Here is a 13,878-nt window from a genome sequence, read left to right on the forward strand (position 1 = left end):
CCCCGGGACCGACAGTTCCGGCTCGAGCAACGCCCCCCGTCCGACGAACGGCGCGTTCGTCGGAACCTATCCGACGAACGCGCCCTTCGTCGGATCTCCGGTCCGGCGGCGCCGGCCGTCGCGGAGCGCGAGGACCACGCCCGCGGCGCAGATCGCGACCCCGGGCACCGCGAGCGGGCCGGGCGTCTCCCCGAACATGAGGAACGCCCACGCCATGGTCGTGGGTGGCGTGAGGTAGAGCAGCGTGCTCACGCGGACCGCGCCGCTGCGGCGCAGCACCACCAGGTAGGCGCCGTAGCCGCCGAAGGACGACAGCACCACCACCCACGCGACGGCCCACCAGAACCCCGGGGCGGCGGGTGGCCGGAGGTGTCCGCCCGCCGCTGCGGCCGCGACGAAGACGACGGCCGCGAAGACCGTCTGGACCGTGAGCGACTGCAAGGGCGACTCGGCCGGGCGCCACCGCCGTTCGAGGAGCGTGCCCGCGGTGAGCGCCACCATCCCGCCCACCGGGAGCAGGAAAGCCCACCACGGGGCGTGGCCGGGGCCGAGGTCGCCTGCGACGACGAGGCCGACCCCGACCAGGCCCAGCCCGAGCCCGACGCGCCCGCGCGGCCCGACGCGCTCGCCGAGGACGGGTCCGGCCGCGGTGGCGACGAGCAGGGGCTGGACGGACGCGATCAGGGCCGTGGTGCCTGCGGGCACGCCGAGCCCGACTCCCGTGACGACGCCGCCCAGGTACAGGCACTGGCAGAGGAGTCCGAGCGTGCTCTGGCGCAGCAGCGCCCGCAGGCGCAGCCGGGTGCCCAGCGCGGCGGCGAGCCCGGCCAGCACCACGGCTGCCACGACGTACCGCCAGGCCAGGAGCGTGTCGGCCGGGGCGTACCGGGTGCCGAGCTCGGCGCCGACGAAGCCCGAGCTCCACATCACGACGAGTGCCGCGCTCGCCGCGGCGTCCGAACGTCGATCCATGGGCGCGAGGTAACCATACCGGTTGGTATACTCGCATTGTATGAGCACCCCGTTCGACGTCACACCGCTCACGCCCGCCGGGGAGCGGCTCCTCGACGCCGCGGCCGAGCTGTTCTACCGGCGCGGGATCCGCGCCGTCGGCGTCGACCTGATCGCCGAGGTCGCGGGCACCACGAAGAAGACGCTCTACGACCGGTTCGGGAGCAAGGACGCGCTGGTCGCGCTGTACCTGCGGCGGCGGGCGCAGCGGTGGCAGTCGTTCGTCCGCGAGTACGTGGATCGGATGCCGCCGGGCCGCGGCCGGGTGCTCGCCGTCTTCGACGCCCTCGACGAGTGGCTCGCCGAGCAGGACCGCGGCTGCGCCTTCGTCAACGCCAACGCCGAGATCGGGGGCACCGGCCACCCGGGCGAGTCGGTCATCCGCGCGGAGAAGGCGGCGATGCGCGCCCTGTTCACGGAGCTGGTGGACGGTGCCGACGACCTCGGTGCGCAGCTGCACCTGCTCTACGAGGGCGCGAACGTCGCCGTGACGGCGGGTGGGCAGGCCGACGGCGTGGCGCAGGCCCGGCTCGCCGCGGCCCGGTTACTGGGCGGCTGAGAGCTCCGCCGCCAACCCGGCGAGCTGCCGGTGCGCCCCGCCGCCCGTGCGGTAGGTGCACGCGATCCCGACCGCCGCCACCCCACCTGCCGCGACGACGGCGCGGACCGCCTCGGTCACCGCGGCGAGCGACGGCCCGCCCGGCGCCGGGATCAGAAGTCCCGGCAGGTCGTCGGGGTTGGTGACGTCGACGTCGACGTGCAGGTACCAGGGCCCGGGCGGCAGGACGCCGCCGACCTCCTCGACCGCCACCTGCCGGATCGCCGAACGGGCCAGGTACTCCACCTCCGGCGGGTCCTGGTCGCGCACGTCGACCAGCACCACGTGCTCCTCCGGAACCGGGCGCAGGCCGAGCCGGTCGGGTGCGGTGCGGTCCGAACCGCCCACGAGCTGGCGCACCGGGAAGCCGCCCAGGTAGCCCGACGAGGTGGTCTCGGGGGTCTGCACGTCCGCGTGCCCGTCGAACCAGACGACGTGCGGGTCGCGGCCTGCGCGTTGCAGGCCGGCGACGACGCCCAGCGACGTGGTGCAGTCGCCGGACACCACGACCGGGACGCGGCCGGCCCGCACCTCCGCCGCCACCGCGTCGGCGACCTCCTCGTAGAGCACCGCCATCCGCTCCCACGGAGTCCCGGGCGGGAGGTCCGGCGCGAGCGTGCGGCCAGGGGCGAGCGGGAGCTGCAGGTCGGGCAGGTGCTCGTCGAGGTGGAAGGGGACGGCGATCACGGTCACCCCGCCAGTCTGCGCGGCATTGACAGGCAGCCTCTCGGCTGCCTATCGTAAAGGCAGCCGGGAGGCTGCATGAACGACGGGACGAGGATGGACGAGATCTTCAGGGCGCTGGCCGACCCCAGCCGTCGGCTGCTCCTCGACAGCCTCAACGCCCGCAACGGGCAGCGGCTGAACGAGCTGTGCGCGGGCCTCGACATGGCCCGGCAGTCGGTCAGCAAGCACCTCGCGGTGCTGGAGCGGGCCAACCTCGTCACCACCGTCCGCCACGGCCGGGAGAAGTTGCACTACCTCAACGCGGTGCCGATCAACGCGATCGCCGACCGCTGGATCCACCAGTACGACCGGCGGCGCGTGGAGGCGCTCGCCGACCTCAAGCAGGCATTGGAGTCACCCATGACCGGCGAACCCGCCTTCGTCTACACGACGTTCATCAAGACCACGCCGGAGCAGCTCTGGAAGGCGCTCACGGACCCCGCGTTCACCCGCCGGTACTGGGGGGTGGCGTTCGAGACCGACTGGCGGCCCGGATCGACGATGGTCTGGGAGGAGAAGGGGAGCCGCATCGTCGACCCCGAGCAGGTGGTGCTGGAGGCCGATCCACCCCGCAGGCTCGCCTACACCTGGCACACGCCCACGGCCGAGTGGGCGAGCGCCAACGGGATCGACGACGACGTGCGCGCCGCGCTCGCCGCGGAGAGCCGGTCGCGCGTGACGTTCGAGGTCGAGCCGTTCGGGGAGACCGTCAAGCTAACCGTCGTCCACGACGACTTCCCCGCCGGGAGCACGATGCGCGCGATGGTCGGCAGCGGCTGGCCGTACCTGGTGTCCGACCTCAAGACGCTGCTGGAGACCGGGGCCACGCTTCCCCCGGTACCCGCCGAGGCGGGGAGGAGCTGAGCAAGATGCCGAACGTCGAGGTTTCGACATTGATCCGCCGGCCACCCGCGGAGGTGTTCGCCGCTTTCGCCGACCCGGCGATCACCACCCGCTTCTGGTTCACCAGGAGCAGCGGGCCGCTCGCGCCGGGCGCCACCGTGCGGTGGGAGTGGGAGGTGTACGGCGTGGGCGACACCGTGCTGGTGAAGGAGTTCGCGGAGCCCGAGCGGTTCGTGCTGGCAATGGGGGGCGGCGAAGGCCTGGCCGTCGAGTTCCGGTTCACACCGCGGGAGGAGGGAACGGTCGTCACGGTCACCGAGTCCGGTTTCAGCGGCACGGCCGACGAGGTGATCGATTATGTCGCCGGGTCGACCGGCGGTTACACCACCGCGTTGTGCGCGGCGAAGGCCCTGCTCGAGCACGGGATCGAGCTCGGCGCCGTCCGGGACAAGTTCCCGGACAACTGGGTCTGAGGCGGCCTTCCACGCGATCGTATTCATCTCATGAACGACACGCGCATTTCCTGACGTCCCGCCTGCCGCGGCATCCCGATGTCGTGTGGCAACCTCGCCTTGCTCTTTCGTTCAGCCGCGTGCTCGAGGCGAGGAGTCGGCCAATGATCCATTCCGGTCCCCGGCCATTGCCGTTCCGGCCGATCCGGCTGGTTCTGATGATTTCGACGGTCCTCACCGCGGTGAGTCTCGCCGTCGCGATCGCCGCTCCCGATCGGGACGCGCGCGACGAGTTCGCGCGCTGGCTCGACGTGCTCGGGGAGAACACCCTGCCGGGGTGGTGGAACACCGCACTCCTGCTCGCGGTCGCGCTCGCGTGTGCGGTGACCGGTGCGGCCGCCATGGCGGGCGGGGTGTTCGGCGCGGGTGCCTGGTTCACGGGTGCGGGGATCGTCGCGGCGTTCTCGCTGGCCGAGCTCAGCGGCGTGCACCGCAGGCTCGGCGGGATCGGCCGCCTCGTGCTCGGGGAGGATGCGCTCACCCGGAACTGGTTCGCGATGGCCGCTCTCGTCGTACCGGTGCTCGCCGCGGTGCTGCTCGTGCTGGCGGCGCGGCTCGGCGTCCCGTCGAGCCGCCTGCTCGCAGGCGGCGGGGTGTTGCTCATGGTGTCGGCGGTCGGTGGGGAGCTCGCCGCCGCACTGCTCGGTGGGCGCACCGGGCCCGCGCTCGCACCCGTGATCGTCGCGCACCTCGGGGAGTTGGGCGAGAACGTCGGTGGTGCGCTGATGCTGGCCGCGGCGGTGCGCGCACTGGTGGTGTCCCGCGCCGGGCACGCGCTCACGGTCCGGCACCGCAGGGCGGCCCCGGGCGGTGGCACCGCGCCGGTGCGCCTCACGGCCCTCTGGTGGTGGCTCGGCGGGCTGAGCGTGGCGCTGACCGTGCTCAGCCTCGGGTTCGTGATCGCCGACCCCGCGCACCCCCTGCTGCGCGACGTGCGCCTCTTCGCCGACCTGCTCGTCGAGCACAACCTGCCCACCTGGTGGAGCGTGGCGTTGCTCGCCACCGCGGCGCTCGCCCACTTCGCGACGTTCCTGGCGGCGCGGAACGCCGGGGCGCCCGAGGCCGCGTACTGGCTCGTCACCGCCGCCGTGCTCGCCTTCCTCTCGCTGGACGACCAGAGCCAGCTGCACGAGCGTTCCGAGGAGCTGGGCCGCCTCGTGGTCACCGAGACCGGCGACTTCCCGTTCTACTGGCTGATCCCGGGGACGCTCGCCGGCCTGGGCGTCGCCGCAGCCCTTGTGACGCTCGCCGTCCGGGTCAACGCCCGCGCCCGGATGCTGCTGATCGGGGGGATCGTGCTGATGCTCGCCGCCGGGCTGGGCCTCGAGGTCGTGCAGGGCCTGTTCATGGCCGCGGGGAACGAGGGGACCGGTTTCGTGCTCGGCTACCACGTCGAGGAGCTCGGTGAGGACGTCGGCGTGATCCTCCTGATCGGGGCGGCGGCCGCCATGACGCGGGTGTCGCGCGGCGGGGGTCTCGCACTGGTGTACGCCGACCACCCCTCGGACGACCACCTGGTGCAGTCTCCGACCGGCTCGGACCAGCGGGAATCGGACGCCGGCATGCGGGGTCCGATCCCCGCCAGATCCGGCCGCCCGGGGGTACCAGGCTCGTCGGTGTGGAACTGAATCTCACCGGCAAGATCGCCGTCGTCACCGGCGGCAGCAAGGGCATCGGCCTCGCGACGGTGCGCACCCTGCGCGCCGAGGGCGCCCACGTGGTCGTGGCGTCCCGCAAGAGCAGCGCGGAGCTGGACGCGCTCGCCGGGCCGGGCCTCGTGCACGTACCCGCCGACCTCACCGATTCCGACGCCCCGGCCGCCGTTGTCGCGCACGCCGTGGAGGTCTTCGGCGGCCTCGACGTCCTCGTCAACAACGCGGGCGGGCCGCCGCCCGGCGTGTCCCTGCCCCGCTTCTCCTTCCTCCCGCTCACCGACGCCGACTGGCGGGACATGTTCGAGTTCAACCTGTTCTCCGCCGTCCGGGCGATCCGGGCCGCGATCCCGGTGATGGTGGAGCGCGGTGGCGGCTCGATCGTCAACGTGTCGTCCGCCGTCGCGCGCCAGCCCGGCGCGATGAACGCCGACTACGCCGCGGCGAAGGCGGCGCTCACCAACCTGACGAAGGCCCTGTCGGAGGAGTTCGCGCCCCAGGGCGTGCGGGTCAACACGGTCTCCCCGGGACCGGTCCGCACGCCGTGGTGGACCGACGAGGGCGGCGCCGCCGACGTCCTCGCGGCCGCGTTCGGCACCGAGCGCGACGCGGTGCTGGAGCGGGTGGCGCCGGAGGCGATGGCGCTGAAGACGGGACGGCTGCTCGAGCCCCAGGAGGTCGCCGACATGATCGCGCTTCTCGCGTCACCGCGCTCGGCGAGCACGACGGGAGCCGACGTCCTCGTGGACGGGGGCTTCCACAAGGCGGTGTAGGTCACCCTGGCGCTGCGCGTTGCGCGGCAGCAGGATCGGCGGACGTGCCCGTCGACAGCGCCGTCCAGCGCCGCATCCTGCTCGTGCTCGCCGCCGCCCAGGTGCTCGGCGGCGTCGGGGTGGCCGGTGCGATCGCCGTCAGCGCGCTCGTGGCCAGCCGGCTGTCCGGGTCGGAGGCGGTGGGCGGGCTGGCGCAGACCGGCACCGTGGTCGGGGCCGCCGTGGCGTCGTACGTGGTGTCCCGGGTGGCCACGCGGGCGGGGCGGCGGCCCGCGCTGACCCTCGGGTACGGGGTGGCGGCCCTCGGTGGGGCGGGCGCGGTGGTCGCCGTGTCGGTGGGCAGCGCGGCCGCGCTGATCGTCGCGCTCGTGCTCGTCGGGTCGGCTTCGGCCGCCGGTCTGGCCGCCCGGTTCGCCGCCACGGACCTCGCTGCTCCCGAACGCAGGGCCCGCGCCCTCGCCATGGTCGTCTGGGCGACCACGGTGGGAGCGGTCGCGGGCCCCAACCTCGCGGGTCCGGTCCAGGCCGGCGCGGCAGGCATCGGGCTGGAGCCGGCCGCGGGCCCCTTCCTGCTGTGCACCTGCGCGTTCACGCTCGCCGCCCTCGGCACCTCGGCCGGCCTGCGACCGGACCCGCTGGTGCTCGCCCGCAGCGCCGCGCCACCCGACCCCGGTCCGCCGCCGGGTGCCGTCGACGTGCGGGCCGCGCTGCGGGCCTCGCCTGCCGCGCTGCTCGGGCTCGGCGGGATCGTCGTGGGCCACCTGCTGATGGTCGCGCTGATGTCGATGACGCCGGTGCACATGGACCACGGCGGCGCGACGCTCACGCTCGTCGGGCTGGTGATCAGCCTGCACGTCGCGGGCATGTACGCGCTGAGCCCGCTGTTCGGCTGGCTCGCCGACCGCGCCGGGCGCCCCATCGTGCTCGCGCTCGCCGGGGCGTTGCTGGTCGCGTCCGGCGTGTTGTGCGCGCTGGCCGGCCCGACCGACACCGGGCTGCTGGCGGTCGGGCTCGTGCTGCTCGGACTCGGCTGGTCGGGCTGTCTCGTCGCCGGGTCGGCGCTGCTCACCGAGTCGGTACCCACCCGGGTGCGCACCGGGGCGCAGGGTCTCGCCGACGTCGCGATGAACGTGAGCGGCGCCGTCGGGGGGATCGCGGCCGGGCTCGTCGTCGCCGGGGCGTCCTATGCGGCGCTCGGCGTCGTGGCCGCCGTGATCGCCCTCCCGTACCTGGTGGCCGCCGGCTCGGCAGGGCTGAGGGCGCGCCCGGCCACCTGAGAGCGGGAAGCGCTTTCTTGACAGGGCCGTCCCGGGGCGGCGAGGCTGCGAGCCGCAGTCGTCGAGGGAGAGACATGGGCACGAGACACCGCGTCGCGATCGTCGGGGCGGGCGGGATCGCCGCGGGCCGGCACCTGCCGGCGCTGCGCGCGCACGCCGACCGGGCCGAGGTCGTCGCGGTCGTCGACGCCGACGGCGACCGTGCCGCCGCGTTCGCGGCCGAGTGGGAGGTCGAGCACAGCTCCACCGACCTCGCGGCCACGCTCGAGGTGGCGCGCCCGGACCTCGTGGTCGTCTGCACCCCACCGGCCGCTCACCACCATGGCGTGCGCGCGAGCCTCGATGCGGGCGCGTGGGTGTGGTGCGAGAAGCCACCGGTGCTCTCGCTGGCCGAGTACGACGACCTCGCCGAACACGAGCGTGAGGGCGGCCCGTACGTCGGGTACGTGTTCCAGCACCGGTTCGGCTCTGCGGCGCAGACCCTGCGCCGCCAGATCGCCGACGGCACGCTCGGGCGGCCGCTCGTGGGCGTCTGCCACACCCTTTGGTACCGCGATCACGCCTACTACGCGGTGCCGTGGCGGGGGAAGTGGGAGACCGAGGGCGGCGGGCCCGCGATGGGCCACGGCATCCACCAGATGGACCTCATGCTGTCGCTGCTCGGCGACTGGCGCGAGATCCGCGCGCTGATGGGCACGCTCGACCGGGACGTCGCCACCGAGGACGTCTCGATCGCGGCGGTGGCGTTCGATTCGGGCGCGCTGGTGTCGGTGGTCAACAGCGTGCTCTCGCCGCGGCAGGAGAGCTACCTGCGCTTCGACTTCACCGACGCCACCGTCGAGGTCTCGCACCTGTACGGGTACGACAACTCGAACTGGACGTGGACCCCCCGGGAGGGCGTCGAACCCGCGGGCTGGCTCCCCACCGCCGACGTCCCGAGCTCGCACACCGCCCAGCTGGCGGCGTTCCTGGACGCGATGGACCGGGGCGAGCGGCCCCCGGCCAGCGGGGCCGACGGGAGGCGCAGCCTGGAGCTGATCACCGGCCTGTACGAGTCCGCGATCACCGGCCGCCCCGTGCTGCGCGCCGACCTCGCGCCCGGCAACCCGTTCTACGACCACCTCGACGGCGGCGGTCGCTACCAGGAGGTCTCCCGATGACCCGCCTCACCGTCACCCACGAGCACGGCACGGCGGTCGGCGTGGCCGCGGGCGACGTGGAGATCGGCCGCTACGTCTACGGCGAGGACATCCCCGCCTTCGAGGCGCCGAAGCCGTACCTGCACCCGATCCGCACGCTGACCGGTGGGCTCGTGTCGGCGTACCGGCCGAACGACCACCGCTGGCACAAGGGCCTGCAGATGACCTGGTCGCACGTGTCGGGGCAGAACTTCTGGGGCGGCAACACCTACGTCCACGGCCAGGGCTACACGCCGAAGGACAACGTCGGCTCGATGCGGCACGACGCGTTCGACATCATCGAACTGACCGGCGCGGAGCTGACGCTCTCCGAGGAGCTCACCTGGGTGGCCTCCACCGGGGAGGAGTGGGCGTCCGAGCGGCGCAGCCTGCGGTTCCACGGCGTCGACCCGGCGCGCGGCACGTGGATGCTCGACGTCGGTTCCGAGGTCACCACCATCCGGGACGAGCCCCTCCACCTGGGCAGCCCCACCACCGCCGGCCGGCACAACGCCGGCTACACCGGCTGGTTCTGGCGCGGCCCCCGCGACCTCACCGGCGGCGAGATCATCGCCGCCGACGGCGCAGGCGGCCCGGAGACGATGGGCACCACGAAATCGCCGTGGCTCGCCTACACCGGACAGCACGACGAGGTCGACGGCGGCGCGACGGTCCTCGTCTTCGCGGGCACGACGAGCCGGGGCCGGATCACCTGGTTCGTGCGCAACGACCCGTTCCCCGGGGTCAACCCGTCGCCCGCCTTCCACGAGGAGATCGTGCTGCCGCCCGGCGAGTTGGTCGTCCTGGCGCACCGGTTCGTCGTCGCCGACCGCATCTGGACGCGGGCGGAGGTCGAGGCGTTCGCCGCGGAGCACGGTCCGTGAATGCCCCCGACTGCCCGGGGCCGTCGGCATCACCGCGCTGCGGCCGGGCCCCTCAGGTGCGCCCGGCCCGAACCGCCCGCACCACCAGCCAGATCCCGACCACCAGAGCCACCAGCCCGATCACCAGCCACAGCGGGGAACCGGACATGGAGCTGCCGCCGAGCAGGTTGCTGCCCTGCAGGGTCCACACGGCGCCGATCAGGACCAGGACGACACCGAGGGCGGGAAGCACGAATCGCATCCTCCGATGATGCTCCCGAACGCGCTCGAACTCCGGTGCGTCAGCCGTTCGGTCGGTCAGCCGGTCCGCTCGGTGCGGCGGGAGCCGGCCACGTCATCGGCGCCGGTTGTACCACCACCAGCGCAGCAGCAGGACCAGCGACGCCAGCAGCCCGAAGAGGACCACGAGCTGCCCGACCGGTGACGAGAGGCCGGTGGGGTCCTGGGCGAGAACGGACATCACGGACACGACGCTACCGGGCTTCCCAGCCGGGCCGCGCGGCTCCGTACGCGGGAGCCGGCGCGGGCCAGGTGAGGGACCGCCCGTCGACGGTGCCGGGCGGGGCGGCCAGCGTGAGCCGGCCCGCCGGCGCGTCGACGTCGACGAGGTGCGGTGCCGGGTCGATCTCGGGCACGTCGCCCGGCTGCGTGCGGGGGAGGGACTGCAGCCACGCCGCGGTGCCGGCCAGTGCGAGCCGGACGTGGTGGGTCTCGCCGTCCCGGCGCTGCGCGTCGAGAGCGAGGAGCGCGCCTGCCGCCGCCAGGTACCCGGTGGCGTGGTCGAGCACCTGGGCCGGCAGGGCGCCGGGGACGCCGTCGGTGCCCTCGGCGTCGGCGATCCCGCACGCCGCCTGGACGATGCTGTCGAAGCCGCGCCGGTGCGCCCACGGCCCCTCGTGACCCCACGCCGACAGCGTGACGACCACCAGGCCCGGGAACCGCTCGGCCAGGTCGGCCGGGGCGAGGCCGAACCGGTCGAGCGCGCCGGGGCGGTAGCCGGTGACCACGACATCGGCGCCCGCCAGTAGCTCCTCGAGCACCGGCCCGTGCGTCGCGAGGTCGAGCTGGGCGCTGCGCTTGCCGGGCAGGGTGTCGTAGGCCTGCAGCGGGAGCTCGGGCCGGTCGGGCGGGTCGAGACGCAGCACGTCGGCGCCGTGAACGGCCAGCGTGCGGGTGGCGATCGGCCCGGCGATCACCCTGGTCAGGTCGAGCACCCGCGGCCGGCCGGGCGGGCGCGGCGCGGCATCGCCCAGCACCCGCCGCTCGACGAGCGGGGGCGGCGGACCCGCGGCCGTGCGCCACGCCTCCTCGGTGCGGACCGCGGCGCCGACGCCGCCCGCGTCGTGCAGCGCGGCCTCCAGCTCGAGCGCGCCGCGCTCGGCGATCGCGGCCGGGACGTCGGCCTCTGCGCAGCCGAGCACGCGCAGGGCTGCCGCCCGGTGCCACGGGTAGTTGGCGTGCAGCCGCAGCCAGCCGTCCGACGTGCGGTGGAAGGCGGACAGCGGATCGAACGGGATGCCGACCGCCCGGCCGTCGAGCCGGACGTGGCGCTCGCTGCGCAGGGCCACCGCGAGCGCCGCGGTGTCGACGGCCACCGGCACGCCGCGCGTGGCCGCCAGCAGGCTCGCGCCCACCGCGGCGGCACCCACGGCGGTGACGGGGAACGTCGAGCGCAGCACCGCCGGCGGGCCGCCGACCCGGATCCGGGGGAGCTCCTCGGGGTCTCCCCCGAGGAGGCCCCAGACGGCGGGCAGCAGGTCCGGCACCCCTGAAGCCTGCCATTACCGTGGTCGGGTGCGATTGACCTACTTCCGGGAGCTGATGGAGACCGAGTTCGGCGTGGCCCGCGCCGCTGCGGTTGCCCGGGACCACGTGTTCTCCGAGCTGGGCGGCCGCACCGTCGAGCAGGCGCTCGAGGCGGGCATCGAGCCGCGAGCGGTGTGGAAGGCCGTCTGCGACGCCTACGACGTACCGCCCGCCCGCCGCTGACGACCCGTCAGGCCGATGGCGGGGTGAAGACGCCGAACCGGTTGCCGGACCGGTCGAGCAGGTGGGCGAACGCCAGCCCGTTCGGCGTGGTGACGGGCGGTTCGAGGACCTTGCCGCCGAGCCGCTCGGCGTCGGCGCACACGGCCGCCACGTCCTCGACGAGCACGAAGAAGACGGCGTGGTTCGCCGCGCCGCCGTCGGTGTGTGCGATGCCGCCGGCAGGCTGCCCGCCGCCTGCGTAGCTCACCAGGTCGTAACCCGGGCCCGAGCTCGGGTCCGGGACGACGTTCCAGCCGAACAGGCCGCCGTAGAACTCCTGGGCGGCAGCGGGCTCGTCCGTCCCGATCTGGAACCAGGCGACGGTGTTGGGTGCGGGGGCGTTGGGTGCGGGGGTGATGGTGTTGTCGGTCATGGCACCACCATCGACCGGCCCGGCGACAACCCCCTGTCGGTGTTTCAGACCAGGTTCAGCGCGCGGACGACGAGGTCGTCCGGTAAGTCGCACTTCAGCTCCTCGAAGCTGCGGTGCGGCGACGGCTCGTCGAGCAGGACGGCGTGGCGGATCCGGTCGGTGCGGAACACCCGGCCCTCTCCCCGCAGGCGGCACCAGCCGAGGAAGTACCAGCAGAAGCTCCCCGCGGTGAACGAGACCGGCTCCACGACGCGTTCGGTGACGGCACCGGACCGGTCGACGTACCCGATCCGGACGACGCGTCGCGTGGCCACGGCCTCCTCCAGCACCGCGGGCACCGATGCGCGCTCGTCGGGCTCCGTCGGCGACAGGAACCGGATGCGATCGGCCAGCTCCTGGGCCGCGGCGCCGTCGACGGCCGACATCGCCGCGAGGATCTTCCGGAGCGCGCTGCGTGCGGAACGGCTGTACGGCGACCCCTCGCTGCGGCTGAGGGTGATGGCGACCGCGACCGCCTCGGTGGGGGTGAAGTTGAGCGGCGGCAGGGTGCGGCTCTTGTCGAGGGTGTAGCCACCCGTGCGGCCCACGTCGGCGTAGATCGGCACCCCGGCCTGCTGGAGGGCCGAGATGTCCCGCTCGACGGTGCGCGTGCTGACCTCGAAGCGGGCGGCCAGCTCGCGAGCGGAGAGGCGGCGGGGAGCAACCGCCCGCAGCTCCTCGACCAGCGCGTAGAGGCGGTCGGTGCGGTTCACCGCGCTGACGCTAGAGCGGGCCACCGACAGTCCGACCACCGGCGAGCGCGGCATCCTAACCACTCGGCGTGTCCCGTAGTCGATCGAACACGTGTTCGCTACGATTCCATTCACGTCGCGGTGCGGCTGTCCACAGATCGCGACCGCACCCGCAGATCGTCGGTGGCGCCCCCTAACGTCGACGACGACCCGACAGACCCCGTCCGAGCACTGAGGTGGAGACCCGGCGATGAGCACACCCGACCGCGAGAAGGCGCTTCAGCTCGCCCTCGCGCAGATCGAGAAGAACCACGGCAAGGGGTCGGTGATGCGCCTCGGCGACGACACCCGCCCGCCGATCGGGGTGATCCCCACCGGGTCGATCGCGCTCGACGTCGCGCTCGGCGTGGGCGGTCTGCCGCGCGGTCGCGTGGTCGAGATCTACGGCCCGGAGTCCAGCGGTAAGACCACCGTCGCGCTGCACTCCGTGGCGAGCGCGCAGGCCGCAGGCGGCATCGCCGCGTTCATCGACGCGGAGCACGCGCTCGACCCCGAGTACGCCAAGGCGCTCGGCGTCGACACCGATGCCCTCCTGGTCTCGCAGCCCGACACCGGTGAGCAGGCCCTCGAGATCGCCGACATGCTCATCCGCTCCGGCGCCCTCGACATCATCGTCATCGACTCGGTCGCGGCGCTCGTGCCGCGGGCGGAGATCGAGGGCGAGATGGGCGACAGCCACGTGGGTCTGCAGGCCCGGCTGATGAGCCAGGCGCTGCGCAAGATCACGGGCGCGCTGAGCAACTCGGGCACCACCGCGATCTTCATCAACCAGCTGCGCGAGAAGATCGGCGTGATGTTCGGGTCCCCCGAGACCACCACCGGTGGCCGGGCCCTCAAGTTCTACGCGTCGGTCCGGCTCGACGTCCGGCGCATCGAGACGCTCAAGGACGGCTCCGACATGGTCGGCAACCGCACCCGCGTCAAGGTCGTCAAGAACAAGGTCGCGCCGCCGTTCAAGCAGGCCGAGTTCGACATCCTCTACGGCGTCGGCATCAGCCGTGAGGGCTCCCTGATCGACGTGGGTGTCGAGCAGGCGATCATCCGCAAGTCCGGCGCCTGGTACACCTACGAGGGCGACCAGCTCGGGCAGGGCAAGGAGAACGCCCGCAAGTTCCTGCGCGAGAACCCCGACGTCGCCAACGAGATCGAGAAGCGGATCAAGGAGAAGCTCGGGGTCGGTGCCCAGGTCGACGCCGAGGCCGAGCCGCTGCCCGCTCCCGTCGACTTCTGAG

At 73.6% G+C, this 13,878-nt stretch carries 17 protein-coding genes; 10 read left to right on the top strand and 7 right to left on the bottom strand.

Annotated elements, in window-relative coordinates; genetic code table 11:
- Positions 1-66 precede the first annotated feature (66 nt).
- Positions 67-972 carry a DMT family transporter gene (locus tag FB388_RS08555; protein ID WP_142099171.1) on the bottom strand — a complete coding sequence of 302 codons (906 nt, stop codon included), beginning with the start codon at positions 970-972 and terminating at the stop codon, positions 67-69.
- A 40-nt stretch (positions 973-1,012) separates the two neighbouring features.
- Between FB388_RS08555 and FB388_RS08560 the strand changes: the two genes are divergently transcribed.
- Positions 1,013-1,570, top strand: coding sequence for a TetR/AcrR family transcriptional regulator (locus FB388_RS08560; RefSeq protein WP_142099173.1), 558 nt, complete (start codon positions 1,013-1,015; stop codon positions 1,568-1,570).
- Here FB388_RS08560 and FB388_RS08565 read toward each other — a convergent pair.
- On the bottom strand, positions 1,556-2,302 hold the full coding sequence (locus tag FB388_RS08565; RefSeq protein ID WP_142099175.1) for an arginase family protein: 747 nt from the start codon (positions 2,300-2,302) through the stop codon (positions 1,556-1,558). The two genes, FB388_RS08560 and FB388_RS08565, sit on opposite strands and share 15 nt — an antisense overlap.
- 87 nt (positions 2,303-2,389) lie before the next feature.
- Here FB388_RS08565 and FB388_RS08570 point away from each other — a divergent pair, with 87 nt between their 5' ends.
- The 7 genes from FB388_RS08570 to FB388_RS08600 all read left to right on the top strand — a co-directional run bounded on the left by FB388_RS08570 (position 2,390) and on the right by FB388_RS08600 (position 9,454).
- Positions 2,390-3,199, top strand: a complete 810-nt coding sequence (locus tag FB388_RS08570) for an ArsR/SmtB family transcription factor (protein WP_142102777.1) — start codon at positions 2,390-2,392, stop codon at positions 3,197-3,199.
- 5 nt (positions 3,200-3,204) lie between these two features.
- Positions 3,205-3,651, top strand: a complete 447-nt coding sequence (locus FB388_RS08575) for an SRPBCC family protein (RefSeq protein WP_142099177.1) — start codon at positions 3,205-3,207, stop codon at positions 3,649-3,651.
- Between the two features lie 197 nt (positions 3,652-3,848).
- Positions 3,849-5,318 carry a hypothetical protein gene (locus FB388_RS08580; protein WP_142099179.1) on the top strand — a complete coding sequence of 490 codons (1,470 nt, stop codon included), beginning with the start codon at positions 3,849-3,851 and terminating at the stop codon, positions 5,316-5,318.
- Complete coding sequence (locus tag FB388_RS08585; RefSeq protein ID WP_142099181.1) at positions 5,309-6,115, top strand: SDR family NAD(P)-dependent oxidoreductase; 807 nt, start codon at positions 5,309-5,311, stop codon at positions 6,113-6,115. The genes FB388_RS08580 and FB388_RS08585 overlap by 10 nt, the downstream gene beginning before the upstream one ends.
- Positions 6,116-6,159: 44 nt before the next feature.
- Positions 6,160-7,392 (top strand): MFS transporter, encoded by a 1,233-nt coding sequence (locus FB388_RS08590; RefSeq protein WP_142099183.1) that lies wholly within the window; start codon positions 6,160-6,162, stop codon positions 7,390-7,392.
- Between the two features lie 74 nt (positions 7,393-7,466).
- Positions 7,467-8,552: a Gfo/Idh/MocA family protein gene (locus tag FB388_RS08595; RefSeq protein WP_142099185.1), complete on the top strand. Its 1,086-nt coding sequence runs from the start codon at positions 7,467-7,469 to the stop codon at positions 8,550-8,552.
- Positions 8,549-9,454 carry a DUF6807 domain-containing protein gene (locus FB388_RS08600; RefSeq protein WP_142099187.1) on the top strand — a complete coding sequence of 302 codons (906 nt, stop codon included), beginning with the start codon at positions 8,549-8,551 and terminating at the stop codon, positions 9,452-9,454. The genes FB388_RS08595 and FB388_RS08600 overlap by 4 nt, the downstream gene beginning before the upstream one ends.
- 52 nt (positions 9,455-9,506) lie before the next feature.
- On the opposite strand, the gene FB388_RS08605 is transcribed toward FB388_RS08600, so the two are convergent.
- The 3 genes from FB388_RS08605 to FB388_RS08610 form a co-directional block, all read right to left on the bottom strand.
- Positions 9,507-9,695 (bottom strand): hypothetical protein, encoded by a 189-nt coding sequence (locus FB388_RS08605; RefSeq protein WP_142099190.1) that lies wholly within the window; start codon positions 9,693-9,695, stop codon positions 9,507-9,509.
- Positions 9,696-9,788: 93 nt separating this feature from the next.
- A complete protein-coding gene (locus FB388_RS40835; protein WP_281290424.1) occupies positions 9,789-9,917 on the bottom strand; it encodes a hypothetical protein in 129 nt (42 codons plus the stop codon).
- A 10-nt stretch (positions 9,918-9,927) separates the two neighbouring features.
- Positions 9,928-11,220, bottom strand: a complete 1,293-nt coding sequence (locus FB388_RS08610; RefSeq protein ID WP_142099191.1) for a CoA transferase — start codon at positions 11,218-11,220, stop codon at positions 9,928-9,930.
- Positions 11,221-11,248: 28 nt separating this feature from the next.
- Between FB388_RS08610 and FB388_RS08615 the strand changes: the two genes are divergently transcribed.
- Positions 11,249-11,443, top strand: a complete 195-nt coding sequence (locus FB388_RS08615; protein ID WP_142099194.1) for a DUF3046 domain-containing protein — start codon at positions 11,249-11,251, stop codon at positions 11,441-11,443.
- A gap of 7 nt (positions 11,444-11,450) precedes the next feature.
- Here the strand turns inward: FB388_RS08615 and FB388_RS08620 are convergent, their stop codons facing one another.
- Positions 11,451-11,855 carry a VOC family protein gene (locus FB388_RS08620; protein ID WP_142099196.1) on the bottom strand — a complete coding sequence of 135 codons (405 nt, stop codon included), beginning with the start codon at positions 11,853-11,855 and terminating at the stop codon, positions 11,451-11,453.
- Between the two features lie 44 nt (positions 11,856-11,899).
- On the bottom strand, positions 11,900-12,607 hold the full coding sequence (locus FB388_RS08625) for a helix-turn-helix transcriptional regulator (protein WP_246121760.1): 708 nt from the start codon (positions 12,605-12,607) through the stop codon (positions 11,900-11,902).
- Between the two features lie 229 nt (positions 12,608-12,836).
- Between FB388_RS08625 and recA the strand changes: the two genes are divergently transcribed.
- Positions 12,837-13,877 carry a recombinase RecA gene (gene recA, locus FB388_RS08630; protein ID WP_142099201.1) on the top strand — a complete coding sequence of 347 codons (1,041 nt, stop codon included), beginning with the start codon at positions 12,837-12,839 and terminating at the stop codon, positions 13,875-13,877.
- Position 13,878 lies beyond the last annotated feature (1 nt).

Source organism: Pseudonocardia cypriaca (genome assembly GCF_006717045.1).
GTDB classification, from domain to species: domain Bacteria; phylum Actinomycetota; class Actinomycetes; order Mycobacteriales; family Pseudonocardiaceae; genus Pseudonocardia; species Pseudonocardia cypriaca.

Excerpts from the sequence above, each read along its gene's own strand:
- FB388_RS08555 (WP_142099171.1), bottom strand. The coding sequence starts at position 972 with ATGGATCGACGTTCGGACGCCGCGGCGAGCGCGGCACTCGTCGTGATG.
- FB388_RS08560 (WP_142099173.1), top strand. The coding sequence starts at position 1,013 with ATGAGCACCCCGTTCGACGTCACACCGCTCACGCCCGCCGGGGAGCGG.
- FB388_RS08570 (WP_142102777.1), top strand. The coding sequence starts at position 2,390 with ATGGACGAGATCTTCAGGGCGCTGGCCGACCCCAGCCGTCGGCTGCTC.
- FB388_RS08575 (WP_142099177.1), top strand. The coding sequence starts at position 3,205 with ATGCCGAACGTCGAGGTTTCGACATTGATCCGCCGGCCACCCGCGGAG.
- FB388_RS08580 (WP_142099179.1), top strand. The coding sequence starts at position 3,849 with ATGATTTCGACGGTCCTCACCGCGGTGAGTCTCGCCGTCGCGATCGCC.
- FB388_RS08595 (WP_142099185.1), top strand. The coding sequence starts at position 7,467 with ATGGGCACGAGACACCGCGTCGCGATCGTCGGGGCGGGCGGGATCGCC.
- FB388_RS08600 (WP_142099187.1), top strand. The coding sequence starts at position 8,549 with ATGACCCGCCTCACCGTCACCCACGAGCACGGCACGGCGGTCGGCGTG.
- FB388_RS08605 (WP_142099190.1), bottom strand. The coding sequence starts at position 9,695 with ATGCGATTCGTGCTTCCCGCCCTCGGTGTCGTCCTGGTCCTGATCGGC.
- FB388_RS08620 (WP_142099196.1), bottom strand. The coding sequence starts at position 11,855 with ATGACCGACAACACCATCACCCCCGCACCCAACGCCCCCGCACCCAAC.
- recA (WP_142099201.1), top strand. The coding sequence starts at position 12,837 with ATGAGCACACCCGACCGCGAGAAGGCGCTTCAGCTCGCCCTCGCGCAG.